We start from the raw sequence: 12,202 nt of genomic DNA on the forward strand, positions 1-12,202 counted from the left end.
ACTACCCTTGATGAAACTGGAGTCACTGGCAGAATCGCTGCGGGACTATCTCGGCGCCACCCGTAAGCATTCTATTAAAAACATTGTCAACATGTTCGACGAGAAGGGCACCAACCCTTCCTTCGGGGAGGACGCCGCCATCATCGAAGCCGGCGAGGAGGCGCTGCTGCTCGCTGCCGATGGCATCTGGGACAGGCTGATGAGGGCTGACCCGGAATGGTCCGGCTACTGCGCGATCCTGGTCAACGTCCACGACATCGCAGCCATGGGCGGCCGGGCGCTGGGTATGGTCGATATTTTCTCCTCCAGCTCCCCGGAGCTTTCTGAAAAAGTCCTCAAAGGCATGAAGGCCGGCGTGGAGAAGCTGGGCGTCCCCATCGTGGGGGGACACATACACCCTGATACACCTTACACGGCTGTCGACGTGGCCATTCTGGGCCGGGTCAAAAAGGACAGCATCATCTATAGCAGCACCGCGAAGGAAGGCGACGACATAGTGCTCGGCATAGACCTCGACGGCCGGGTGCACCCGTCCTGCGACATGAACTGGGACTCGACCTTCCTGAAGGAAGCGGCAATCGTCAGGCACCAGATGGAATCGATGGTAGAGCTGGGGGAACGCCACCTGCTCACGGCGGGCAAGGACGTCAGCAACCCCGGCATCCTCGGAACGCTTGGCATGATCCTCGAAGTCTCCGGAGCCGGCGCAGAGGTAGAGCTCGACAGCATACCTAAGCCGGCCTCGCTTGACTGGGACCGGTGGCTGAAAATGTACCCCGGCATGGGATTCATCGTGACCTGCAGGCCGGAGAACACTGCCAGAGTAATCGAAGTCTTCAACAACCACAAACTTAATGCTTCTCGTATTGGTAAGATAGTGCCGGGCAGCCACCTCGACATAGTCAGGGGCGGCGAGCGAGCCACGGTTTTCGACTTCACGAAGCACAATATCACCGGGCTCCGGCCTGTCAAAGGGTGCAACCAGTAATGTCCAAGAAAGTAGCAGTCCTCAACGGCGACGGCGTAGGCCCCGAGCTCATGGCAGCGGCCATGAAGGTCATGAAGGCCACCGGCGCTAACGTAGAGTTTATCGAATGCCCGGGCGGAGCCGAGTGGTGGCAGGCCAACGGCGGCAACACGCTCATCCCCGAGCAGTCCTGGAAGAGCATGGACGAGGCCGACGCCATTTTCAAAGGCCCGACCACGACCCCGGGCGGCATAGGCTCGCCCAAGAGCGTGGCCGTCTCCATCAGGCAGCGGTACGATCTGTACGCCAACGTCAGGCCGATCAAGTCCTACAAGGGAACCCCGTCCCCGCTGGGCGAAGTTGACTTCGTCTGCGTGAGGGAGGGCACCGAAGGCCTGTACGTCGGGGAAGAGATCCAGATCACCGACGACGTCGTCATCGCCATCAGGAAGATCACCAGGCCCGCCTGCATGCGCATCGCGAAGTACGCCTTCGAGGAAGCGCAGCGCAGGGGCTGGAAGGCTGTTGTAGCAATCCACAAGAGCAACATCCTCAAGAAGACCGACGGCACGTTCCTGCAGGAGTGCGAGAAGGTCAAGCACGACTTCCCGGGCATAGAGCTGGAAGAATACCATATCGACAACGTGGCCCAGCAGCTCATCAAGAATCCCTTAATATTCAACCAGAAGGTGCTGCTCTCGACCAACCTGTTCATGGACGTGCTGAGCGAAGAGTGCTCTGCGCTGGTCGGCAGCATCGGGTTAATCTATTCGGCCAACATCGGCGATAAGAAGGCCATGTTCGAGCCCGCCCACGGCAGCGCCCCGAAGTACAGGGGCATGGACAAGACCAACCCGGTCGCAACCATTCTGGCGGGCGCCTGGATGCTCGACTACCTCGGCGAGAAGCAGGCAGCCCAGAAGATATTCAAGGCCACCGAAAAGGTCATCGCCGAAGGCAAGACCATTACATACGACCTTGGCGGCAGCGCGAAGACCAGCGAGATGGCTGACGAGATAATCAAGAACTTATAAATGAGCATACGGGCCGCTGGCCCGGGCTTTTCTCTTTTTCACCGGGTGAGAAGACAAGTCTTTTCGTCTATGGCCGCCTGATATATACCATCATCTCGTATGTGATATTTATGGAAGTCCAGCGAAAGATCATCCGCGGGGACGGGTTCCATATCCCGGCCATTCTTATGATGCCGTACAGCTCAGGAGCGGCAGTCGTGATCGTCCACGGCTACGGCGGCTGTAAAGAGGAACAGCTCGGGCTTGCGTGGAGGATAGCGGAGATGGGTATCGCCACGTGTACGATCGATCTCCGCGGCCACGGCGAGCACTCGCTGATGCTGACTGACCGGGTGATCGAGGATGTGGAGACCGCCGTCCAGTTCTGCAGGGCTTACGGCAAGGTTGCCGTAGTCGGCCACTCCCTCGGAGGCAGGCTCGCCCTCCTGAGCAGCGCAGACCTGGCAATCGCCATATCGCCGGCACTTTGTAAGACCTATACCCAGCAGACACACGACGGCATGAAAAAGCGCAGCTTCCGGGCTCGGGCAGCTTCTCCGGAGACAATCTTCGAGATATGCGAGGCCCTGCCCTTGTGGGAGCAAAGCGACCGGCCGGCGGCTATCATCTACGGTTCCAGGGACATACCAGAGATAGTCAAAGCCTGTGAGGAGCAGAATACAAAAGGCGTGCCCGTGACATGCATTGAGAACGCAGCCCACAACGACACTTACCTGCTTGAGGCCACGTTCGAAGAGATCGGCAAACACCTGGCCGCAATTGTATCCGATTACTAGCACAGCATAACCCACCATGTTTCATTTCTACCACTGAGACTCCCAGAGGCAGATTCACCACAGAGACGCACAGAGAAACGGTTCACCACAGAGGCACAGAGAAACACAGAGACGCACAGAGATTTTTGGATAGAAGGACAGATTTAAATCTATTATGGTGAGCCTCTGTGCACCTCTGTGCCTCTGTGGTTAATAATCGCCGTACTGCTGTGGCTATAGCATAAATATGGCTTTTACTTCCCGGCAACTCTGGCCGCAAACTCCCTGGCCTTCTCGAGGTCGCTCTCGTCCGGCCTGCCCTTGTTGGTGCCGCCGAAGCCGATCAGATCATAGGTGGCGAGCAGGTCGGCGTCTACTTCCCCGGGCTTCTTTACTTCGGCCTTTAGCGGGCCGGCCATGCTGTCGGCTACCTTTTTGGTGCAGCCGTGGTGTACGGATTCGCAGATTATTAGTGTCTTCATTATTTTTTCCTCCTGGTTTTCAGTAATGTGAAGGATTTAAGCATCTGGTATGCATAGCGGAGCGATTGGATATCTCTGCAGGAATGATTGGTAACATTTTCCCGGCACAGCTATAACACCAGCGATGCGATAGATGATCACCGGGGATCAATATCAGCTATCGTCTGATCGCAGGAGTTGCGCTGGCAGGCGCTGTCATAGCCGCCATCCTGGGGGTCTTTCCGGCTTCGTTGCAGGCCCGGCCTGCCGACAGTCCGCCCCAGATAGAGTGGAGCAAGGCATACGACTGGGGCTACTACGATTACGGCAGCTCGGTCGCCCGGACCGGCGACGGCGGCTATGCAGTTACGGGAGGCACCAGCCCGACCTATAAGGGGGACAGGGACGCGTTCCTCCTGAAGACCGACAGGAATGGCAACCAGCTCTGGAAAAGGACCTACGGAGGAGAGAGCTTCGACTATGGCTATGCGGTGATAGAGACGGCTGATGGCGGCTACGCCATCGCTGGCACGACCGAGTCCTACGGCCAGGGCAGTGGCGACGTATACCTTGTCCGTACGGATGCGGCCGGTAACCCGTTGTGGGAGAAGACGTTCGGAGGACCCGGCTATGACGAAGGCCGGGCACTGCTGCAGACGCCGGACGGCGGGTACCTCATCGCAGGCGTGACCGAGTCGTTCGGCAACGGCAGCAGCGATATTTACCTGATCAAGACCGATGCCAGGGGCGAAAAGGAATGGGACAGGGCTTATGGAGGAGCCTATAACGACCTGGCCCTCTCGATCGAGCCCACAACTGACGGAGGGTACATCATTGCGGGGAGCCACGGGGTTACGGCTAACAGCAGTGCCGCTTACCTGCTCAAGATCGATGCCGGCGGCCACTGGCAGTGGGACCAGAAGCTCGGCGGGTATAAGGATAGCGTAGCATACTACGCCAGACAGACGGCTGACGGGGGTTTCATCGCAGTCGGCTACGACAACCTGCGTGAGGGCCCGAGCAGCGTGTGCCTGTTCAAACTCGACGCCGGCGGCAATCTCATGTGGCAGAAAGCGTTCAGCGGGAGTGGAACGCAGAAGGGCTATAATGTTCACGAGACGCCCGGGGGAGACTACGTGATCATAGGCATGGCAGGCGTTGGCGATAGTAATAGCTCTGGCATGCGATACGAGAGCCTGCTGATCAGGACAGACTTCGCCGGAGAGGTCAGGTGGCTGCAAACATACGGGGCGGACAGGGACGTGTTCACCAGGGCGGGAACGATGACGGCTGACGGAGATCTGGTCATCGTGGGCTCGACCGGCAGTCCGGGGGACGTAGAGACTTGGGACGTGTACCTGGCAAAGTTCACTGGTACCTGAATCCCGGGCTCTTCAACACGGCTGATCAAAATGTGGAGAAACACTATCAGCCGGGCCGGCGATTTATTACTGATACCAAACGACGTGCTGCAGCGCTGAACCGTCATGCCTGAGCCTGCAGGCGCCGGAGGTTTAACTATGGCCAGACATCACACGCTGAATTTACCTGGAAGCGCCAGGGCCACGGACGAGCCGGGCTCGATCTTTTTCGTGGGGACAGCGACCACGATCATCAGAAATAACGGCTTCACCATTCTTACCGACCCGAACTTCGTCCACGCAGGTGATCACGTGCACCTCGGGTACGGGCTGACGGCAGAGAGACTGACGAATCCGGCGGTCGAGATCGAGCGGCTGCCCGAGATCGACTTCTGCCTTTTGTCACACATGCACGGCGATCACTGGGATGACGTGGCCACTGAAAAGCTGCGCAAAGACATACCGGTCGTCACCACCCCGGAAGCGGCGAGCGTGCTCAAGGATAAGGGCTTCACCAACACGCGGCCGCTCGATACGTGGGACCAGATCACCGTCAATAAAGGAGGAGTGTGGGCGCGCATCACCTCCCTGCCGGGCAAGCATGGCCCTCCAGTCCTGGACATCGCGCTGCCCGAAGTGATGGGCAGCATGCTGGAATGGGGCAAAGGCAACGCTGTCTCAGGCCCCAGGATATACATTTCGGGAGATACGCTGGTGTTCGACGACCTGAAGGAGATACCGAAGCGGTACCACGATATCGACCTGGCGCTGTTTCACCTCGGCGGCACCCGGATCATGGGCATTCTCGTGACCATGGACGCGGAGCAGGGCATCGAAGCGATCCGGATCATCAAGCCCGGGCACTCCATACCCATCCACTACAACGACTATGACGTGTTTAAGTCGCCGCTGGAGGATTTCCAGAAAGCGGTGAAAGAAGCCGGGCTGGAATCAAGGGTCACATACCTGAAGCACGGGGACACGTTTACCTTTGACAGGCTTCCCCGGAAGGAAGTGCCGCTGAGCCGGTGAAAAAAAGGTTAAAAATAGAGGCGCCCGGATTACTTCTTCTTCCCGGACGTCTTCTTCGAGACCTTGAATTTGGGGCCCTGCCCGAGGTTGATCGAAGCGGGGCTCACGGCAGGCATCAGCTCGGCCGGAATCCGGGGAGCGGTGACCGCTTTCTTCCGGGTTACCGGGGCCGGGGCTTCATGCTCCTCGCGCTCGTCTTCGCCGTCCACCTGGAATACGAAGTACTTGCGCACGAAGTCGTGCAGTTCCTCGTCCGATACGGAGGAACGCCTGTCCTCGGCATCGTACATCTTCTGGATGTCCTTGTGGATGCACTTGATGCGGGGGTCGTGCTTGTTTACCTGGGCTTTGATGCCGAGCAGTTCTGACAGGGCTTCCTCGACCTTGAGGCGGATGACATCTGTGCCGGAGGTGTCGCCGATCATGAGGTTCCTCTTGCCGCCGACAAGCTCGGGCGGGAAGGGCTCGTAGGTGAAGGGATTCTTGATGATGCCGGCGGTGTGGATGCCGGACTCGTGGGAGAAGATGTTCTTGCCCACGATGGCTTTGTTCCTCGGGACGCGCAGGCCGATCTCCTGTTCCATGTACTCCGCGAACTCTGTCGCCTTCTGTAGGTTGTACTTCTCGAAGCCCTCGACCCTGGTGATCAGGAAGGCCATGATCTTTTCCAGTTCAGTGTTGCCGGCACGCTCGCCAATGCCGAGGAAGGTCAGGCTGGCCCAGTCCGCGCCGTACCACAGGCCGGCCAGCGTGTTCCCGATGCCGAGGCCGAAATCGTCGTGGACGTGCATCTCGATGTGTTTCACGCCCATCTCTTTCAGATTCTTGACCACTGTGGGGATGCCGTAGGGCTCCTCATACCCGGGGAAGGGGATGCCGTAGCCCAGGGTGTCGCAGATCCTGATGATGGTGTCGGGGTCTATTTCGATGAGCTTCTGGACGAAGGGATATACGAATTCGTAGTTAGCCCGGGAGGTGTCCTCTATGTGGCACCGGGTCTTGAGCCCGTGATCGATCGCGTACTGGAGCGCCTTGAGGTATTTCTGTTCCGCCTCAGCGTAGCTCTTCAGGCCCATCTTGTCGAAGATGTGGGAGTCGGACACCGACATCAGAATGCCGGTTTCCCTGATGCCGTCGACCTTGAGCACCTCGTCGATGTCTGCCGGGTTTGCCCTGGCCCAGCCGGTGACCTCCGGGAACTCGTAGCCGTAGTCCATCATACTCTTACAGGCGTCCTTGTCACGGTCGTTATAGACGAACGTCTCGAGCTTTTCCACCCCCATCTCGTGGAGGTACTCGAAAATCTGGAGCTTGTGGGACTTCTTCATCACTACGCCGGGCATCTGACAGCCATCACGAATGGTCGTGTCGCTGATCTTGATTTCCGCCGAGTGGGGGAGCCGTATTTTGGGCATGTCTTCGTACGTTCTCATCATCGAAAGGTCACCTACCGTAAATTCAGAACTACATACTATGTGCTAGTTTAAAAGATTTATGTCTTCGAACTGGCAGAATTCTGCAGGATTAAACAAGTAATTCGAATTACAGGCGGTAGAATCGATTTATTTCCGAATAATATGGTAAATTTCTGAGTATCTCCGGAAAAGGTCCGAATTACGACGCTTGATCTACTATCACCTTTATTCTGCCCACTCTCCCATCTCTCAGCCGGACCTTGATCCCGTGAGGATGGGTAGGGGAATTAGTGAGGATCGCCGCAACGATGCCCCGTGTCAGCTTGCCGGTTGGCTGGTCCTGCTTGAGCACGATGTCCACGGTAGCGCCGATTTTTACGTCTTTTCTGATCTTCCCGTCGGCCATGAAAGGCCATATGGGTGCAGCAGGATAAAAGGCTGCCGGGCGAAATGCGGGAACTACTTTCCGGGGGCGTCAGCTGCATCCCACATCATGTTGAAGTTGCTCAGCATGTAAGAGGATATGTCCGGGTTGGGCGTCCAGATAGCCACGGCATTCCGGGCGTCAGGCACGTCGTCTTCCACCCGGGAGAACATGATCATTATCTCGCGGCCATCTATCACTACGAACTTGATGAACGGCGTCCTGAAGAGCCGGATATCGCTGCCCGCCATCGAAAACGCCTCGACAGTGGCGATGCCGCCCTCACCCGTGGCGATCGTCGGCCGGGTGATGATGCGGACGTTCACTCCTCGCTTCCTCGCGCTCGCCAGGTACTTTTTCACTCTGGCGATCTCGTCCCTGGTGTACAGGGCCCCTAGCATGCAGACATCGTGCCTTGCCCTCGATATCATGTCCTCTATCCGGGGCACGATGTTATCCATGCCCCTGATGAGCTTTACGTTAGGCGCCTCCTGATCGACCTGCCGGTCGTATACTGAGGACAGTTCGGCAGACGCGTACTCGATCTCCGCATTAAGCGCCTTGCGGCGCTCTTCGATGGCTTCCTTTGGGTATACAGGCTTGTAAGTGAGCGGCCTGCTCCTCTCTACCCGGACCCAGCCGCTTTCTTCCAGGCGCTTCAGCGTCTCATAAATCTTGGACCGGGGCACCTCCGCCTCTCTCGCGATGGCGGAGGGAGATGAGGGCCCGCTGGCCACGAGGACCGCATAGGCCTTAGCGCCGTAATAGGTCATGCCCATACGCTGCAGAGTTGTCAGCACTTTTTCGTCGAGCACCATACGATATACTAGTTGGATTTCACCTTCTTAAAGTAACACTATCCTTATCTGTCGCCCCGGTAACTTACTGATCGACAGATCATGCGATCTAACCGGACAGCATGACTGACAGAATCCCTGAACGGCAACTATTTAGCCGTATAGATAGATGTATTGAGGAGTGATCTTATGAGCTACAAGTGCCTGTGTGGACTGAACATGAAAGACCTGGAGATGGCTGAGCCCACGAAAGGGCCCAGCTTCCGTAAAGTCATCTGCGAGAAGTGCAAGAAAGAGTTTTTCACCGACATCGAAGGCAAGACGATGTGCTTCGAGTGCGAGAAATAGTTACGGGAAAGGTGTGATCGATGGAAGAGAAGAAAGTGATCATGCAGCTCGAAAACCTGAGCTGCCCGGACTGCGCGATGAAGATCGCCATGGTGCTCAGGAACAGCAAGGGCGTCTCGAACGCCGAGGTTCTGTACACTTCCAGCAAGGTGAAGGTCGTCTACGACCCAGAGGTCACGAAAGTCGAAAACATCGTTAAGCTGATCGAGAGCATCGGCTACGGCGTGAAGGACATCAAGCAGTAGATCGATATGACCCTGGCTGACCTGAGAAAATTTTACCGGAAGAACGGCAAGCTGATCGTGACAGTGATCTCCGGCGCATTACTCGTAGCCGCGTTTGCCGCCGGTAAGCTGCAGTACGAGCAGTTAAGCAGCGCCCTGTGGATACTGGCCGCCGTCATCGGCGGCTTCGGCATCGCTAAGAGCGCTGTCATCCAGCTTCGATATAAGGTACTGGGTATCCAGGCGCTGGTGACCATCGCCTCCATCGGGGCGATCCTCATCGGCGAGTACTGGGAAGCGGCCGTGGTCATTTTCCTGTTCACCTTCGGAGGCTATCTGGAGGCGCTGACGCTGGACCGGACCAGGAACGCGCTCCGGTCGCTCATGAGCCTGGCTCCCACCACAGCGTCGGTGAGAAGAGACGGGAAAATTGTAACCGTGGATCCGCAGGAGGTCAGGCCAGGGGAGATCGTCATTGTCAGGCCAGGGGAAAAGCTGCCGGTAGACGGCATCGTCCTGAAAGGCGAAGCCCAGGTCAACCAGGCGTCGATCACAGGCGAGTCAGTACCGGTGAGCAAAGGCCCCGGGGAGCAGGTCTTCAGCGGTACGGTCAACGAGGTCGGCTTCATCGAGATCGAGACGAGGCGCAGCGGGGAAGACACCACGCTGGCCAGAATCATATCGCTGGTTGAGGAAGCGCAGGAACAGCGGGCCCCGACCCAGCAGCTGATCGAGCGGTTCGCGAAGTACTATACTCCGGCGATCATCGTGCTGGCCATAGGCGTATTCCTCCTGACGAGAGATCCGCTGGTAGCGCTGACGCTGCTGGTCATCTCCTGCCCGGGAGCCCTGGTCATCTCGACGCCTATCGCCGTGGTTACCGGCATCGGGAACGCTGCCGGACGGGGAGTGCTCATCAAAGGCGGCGCTCACCTGGAGCGGGCCGGCCGTATCAACATAGTGGCCATGGACAAGACAGGCACGCTGACGAAGGGCGAGCTGGAAGTGGTGAACGTCCGGGCATTCAAGGGGACGGCAGACGAGGCAGTGTTTAAGGCGGCGGTGGCGGAGAAGATGTCCGAACACCACCTGGGCCGGGCAGTGCTAAAGAAAGTGCCGCAGGGAGTGGCCCTGCCGGATCCTGAGGACTTCAAGGTGTTGCCTGGCAGGGGAGTGATCGCCAGGCACGGAGGCCGAAGCCTCACGGTGGGCAACCGGCGGCTGCTGGCCGAAACTGGCTTCAGCCTGACGGCAGTCGCCGAAGCGTACGTGCAGGGGGAGGAAGAGCGAGGAAGCACCGCGGTATTCCTGATCGAGGAAGGAGAGCTGCTCGCAGTGATCTCTCTGGCAGACACGGTAAGAGAGGAAGCAAAGGACCTGATCTCCAGGCTCAAGCAGGCGGGCGTGAAGAAGGTAGTCATGCTGACGGGCGACAACGAGCGCACCGCCCGCGCTATCGCAGGCCGCCTGGGCATCGACGAGTACCGGGCAGAGCTGCTGCCCGAAAACAAGGTAGAGGCAATCAAGGAGCTGAAGAAACACGGAGTGGTAGCCATGGTGGGCGACGGAATCAACGACGCTCCGGCCATGGCAGCCGCCGACATCGGCATCGCGATGGGCGCCGCCGGCACCGACGTGGCCATCGAGACCGCTGATATCGCCCTCATGTCCGACCGCCTCGACCGGATCGCCTATACGATAGGGCTCAGCCGGAAGACGCTGGGCATCATCATGCAGAACACGGCGTTTTCACTGCTGGTCGTCCTTCTGCTGGTGGCGGGAGTGCTGCTCAAAGTCGTCGTGCTCGCGTCAGGCATGTTCATCCACGAGGCCAGCATCTTCATCGTCATCCTCAACGGCATGCGGCTGATTCGATATGGCGGAGGGCTGAGCTGGCGGACGGATACCCGGAAAGATAAGGAGAAGGGGAAGGGCGGGACGGAGCGGCCAGTACAGCCAGGGCCGGCCTGACGCAGCTTTTTTATACTTAATCAGCGACGGGTAGCCTGATGATAATCAGGGATGCCACCGGGAGCGATCTTCCCAGGATAGTCGAGATATACAACTCGACGGTGCCCGGCCGGATGGTGACTGCTGACACGGAGCCGGTTACCGTAGCCAGCCGGCTGCAGTGGTTCGGAGAGCATAATCCGGCCACAAGGCCTCTCTGGGTAGCGGAGATCGACGGAGAGATCTGCGGGTGGCTCAGCTTTTCCTCGTTCTACGGCCGACCCGCTTATAACGCTACGGTAGAGATCAGCGTTTATGTCGCCCCTGAGCACAGGGGAAAGGGCATCGGCGGAACTCTGCTCGGGAAGGCGATCGATCACAGCCCCGCAATCGGTGTAAAAACCCTGCTGGGGTTCATCTTCGCCCACAACGCCCCGAGCCTGAGCCTCTTCAAGAAATTCGGCTTCGAGCAGTGGGCTTACCTCCCGGACGTGGCGGAACTGGACGGCGTTCCCCACAGCCTGGTTATAGTAGGTAAGAAAGTCTGAGCTCAGTCCTCTTTTTCCGTCGTTTTCTGCAGCTCAGGATAAGCAGTGGTAGTCTTCCATGTGTTGTCGAACAGCGTCTTCATCATCCGGCCCAGCTCGGGCTGGTTGATCCAGATGCCGGTCTCTTTGCCCGTAGACTTGAAGTCGTCTTCGGGGTACTCGGCGAACAGTACCTCTTTGCCGTCCACCAGCACGAACCGGATGGGGGGCAGCGTGTCGATTCGCCGGAGCTCTACCAGCCGGGCCAGCTTCTGGGCGACGTCCTCCACGTCAGGAGTGATCGGGGCAATAAACCGGACGGCGATGTCCTTTCTCCGGAACTGCGAGGCCACGTCGCTGAAGTATTTGTAGAACCGGACGATGCCGTGGGAAGTGGTCATGATATCCACGTCGTGCTCGCACCGCTGGAACATCTCGTCGACCAGCTTGTAGACGTTCTGCCGGCCGTAGTACAGGGAAACGATGGAATGGCTGCCGTCGGGGATCGCTTCCTTCGGCTTGATCTCCGACAGGAGCTGGTCCCGGGCGATGCGGAGGGACGAGAACTGTTTCTCCTTCTCCTCGATGAGCAGGTCCAGCCCTTCGTCCAGCGGCACCGCACGGTAGCGGTTCACCGATTCGGGTATGACAGTGACGAGGCCGCGCATCTGCAGGGTTTTCAAAACGGAATAAGTGTGCGGGCGGGGAAGGCCTGAGTACCGGGATACTTTGCTGGCCTCCTGGGCGCCTTTGACCAGGAGCGTCAGGTAGACCTTGGACTCGTATTCCGTCATCCCGAACATGCTGAGCTTTGACAGCGTTTTTTCGTCGAAATGCTGCTCCATATAGCTACGTACAATCAAGTTATACTGGTATATATAGGTTTTAGGCGGACCCTTTGTCGGAG

General features: G+C 58.1%; 14 protein-coding genes. 9 read left to right on the plus strand and 5 right to left on the minus strand.

The features are described 5' to 3' along the window. Window positions 1-10 precede the first annotated feature (10 nt). The 3 genes from RCI_RS06300 (at window position 11) to RCI_RS06310 (ending at window position 2,777) form a co-directional block, all read left to right on the plus strand. On the plus strand, window positions 11-988 hold the full coding sequence (locus RCI_RS06300; protein WP_012035569.1) for a methanogenesis marker 2 protein: 978 nt from the start codon (window positions 11-13) through the stop codon (window positions 986-988). Next, window positions 988-2,001: an isocitrate/isopropylmalate dehydrogenase family protein gene (locus tag RCI_RS06305; RefSeq protein ID WP_012035570.1), complete on the plus strand. Its 1,014-nt coding sequence runs from the start codon at window positions 988-990 to the stop codon at window positions 1,999-2,001. The genes RCI_RS06300 and RCI_RS06305 overlap by 1 nt, the downstream gene beginning before the upstream one ends. A gap of 110 nt (window positions 2,002-2,111) precedes the next feature. Next, complete coding sequence (locus tag RCI_RS06310; RefSeq protein ID WP_048198171.1) at window positions 2,112-2,777, plus strand: alpha/beta hydrolase; 666 nt, start codon at window positions 2,112-2,114, stop codon at window positions 2,775-2,777. Window positions 2,778-3,010: 233 nt separating this feature from the next. Here RCI_RS06310 and RCI_RS06315 read toward each other — a convergent pair whose 3' ends face one another. Further along, window positions 3,011-3,238: a hypothetical protein gene (locus tag RCI_RS06315; protein WP_012035572.1), complete on the minus strand. Its 228-nt coding sequence runs from the start codon at window positions 3,236-3,238 to the stop codon at window positions 3,011-3,013. Between the two features lie 230 nt (window positions 3,239-3,468). Here RCI_RS06315 and RCI_RS06320 point away from each other — a divergent pair, with 230 nt between their 5' ends. Together RCI_RS06320 and RCI_RS06325 are read left to right on the plus strand one after the other, a co-directional pair. Continuing rightward, complete coding sequence (locus tag RCI_RS06320; RefSeq protein WP_012035573.1) at window positions 3,469-4,599, plus strand: hypothetical protein; 1,131 nt, start codon at window positions 3,469-3,471, stop codon at window positions 4,597-4,599. A gap of 138 nt (window positions 4,600-4,737) precedes the next feature. Then, complete coding sequence (locus RCI_RS06325; RefSeq protein ID WP_048198175.1) at window positions 4,738-5,610, plus strand: MBL fold metallo-hydrolase; 873 nt, start codon at window positions 4,738-4,740, stop codon at window positions 5,608-5,610. A 29-nt stretch (window positions 5,611-5,639) separates the two neighbouring features. On the opposite strand, the gene RCI_RS06330 is transcribed toward RCI_RS06325, so the two are convergent. The 3 genes from RCI_RS06330 to RCI_RS06340 form a co-directional block, all read right to left on the minus strand. Next, the gene (locus RCI_RS06330) at window positions 5,640-7,046 is read right to left on the minus strand and encodes a LeuA family protein (RefSeq protein ID WP_012035575.1); all 1,407 of its coding nucleotides are present in this window, start codon (window positions 7,044-7,046) and stop codon (window positions 5,640-5,642) included. Window positions 7,047-7,224: 178 nt separating this feature from the next. Next, window positions 7,225-7,431 (minus strand): YwbE family protein, encoded by a 207-nt coding sequence (locus RCI_RS06335; RefSeq protein WP_012035576.1) that lies wholly within the window; start codon window positions 7,429-7,431, stop codon window positions 7,225-7,227. Window positions 7,432-7,484: 53 nt separating this feature from the next. Further along, window positions 7,485-8,267: a TrmB family transcriptional regulator gene (locus tag RCI_RS06340; protein WP_012035577.1), complete on the minus strand. Its 783-nt coding sequence runs from the start codon at window positions 8,265-8,267 to the stop codon at window positions 7,485-7,487. Window positions 8,268-8,435: 168 nt separating this feature from the next. On the opposite strand from RCI_RS06340, the gene RCI_RS17175 reads away from it, so the two are divergent. From RCI_RS17175 to RCI_RS06355, 4 genes are read left to right on the plus strand one after another with little or no spacing between them, the layout of a single operon-like run. Further along, window positions 8,436-8,594, plus strand: a complete 159-nt coding sequence (locus RCI_RS17175) for a hypothetical protein (RefSeq protein ID WP_173363041.1) — start codon at window positions 8,436-8,438, stop codon at window positions 8,592-8,594. A 20-nt stretch (window positions 8,595-8,614) separates the two neighbouring features. After that, window positions 8,615-8,839, plus strand: coding sequence for a cation transporter (locus RCI_RS06345; protein ID WP_012035578.1), 225 nt, complete (start codon window positions 8,615-8,617; stop codon window positions 8,837-8,839). Window positions 8,840-8,845: 6 nt separating this feature from the next. Further along, window positions 8,846-10,789 (plus strand): heavy metal translocating P-type ATPase, encoded by a 1,944-nt coding sequence (locus RCI_RS06350; RefSeq protein WP_012035579.1) that lies wholly within the window; start codon window positions 8,846-8,848, stop codon window positions 10,787-10,789. 38 nt (window positions 10,790-10,827) lie between these two features. Beyond that, window positions 10,828-11,316, plus strand: a complete 489-nt coding sequence (locus tag RCI_RS06355; RefSeq protein WP_012035580.1) for a GNAT family N-acetyltransferase — start codon at window positions 10,828-10,830, stop codon at window positions 11,314-11,316. Window positions 11,317-11,318: 2 nt separating this feature from the next. Here the strand turns inward: RCI_RS06355 and RCI_RS06360 are convergent, their stop codons facing one another. After that, on the minus strand, window positions 11,319-12,140 hold the full coding sequence (locus RCI_RS06360) for a TrmB family transcriptional regulator (RefSeq protein ID WP_012035581.1): 822 nt from the start codon (window positions 12,138-12,140) through the stop codon (window positions 11,319-11,321). Window positions 12,141-12,202 lie beyond the last annotated feature (62 nt).

The organism is Methanocella arvoryzae MRE50 (genome assembly GCF_000063445.1).
Classification (GTDB): domain Archaea; phylum Halobacteriota; class Methanocellia; order Methanocellales; family Methanocellaceae; genus Methanocella_A; species Methanocella_A arvoryzae.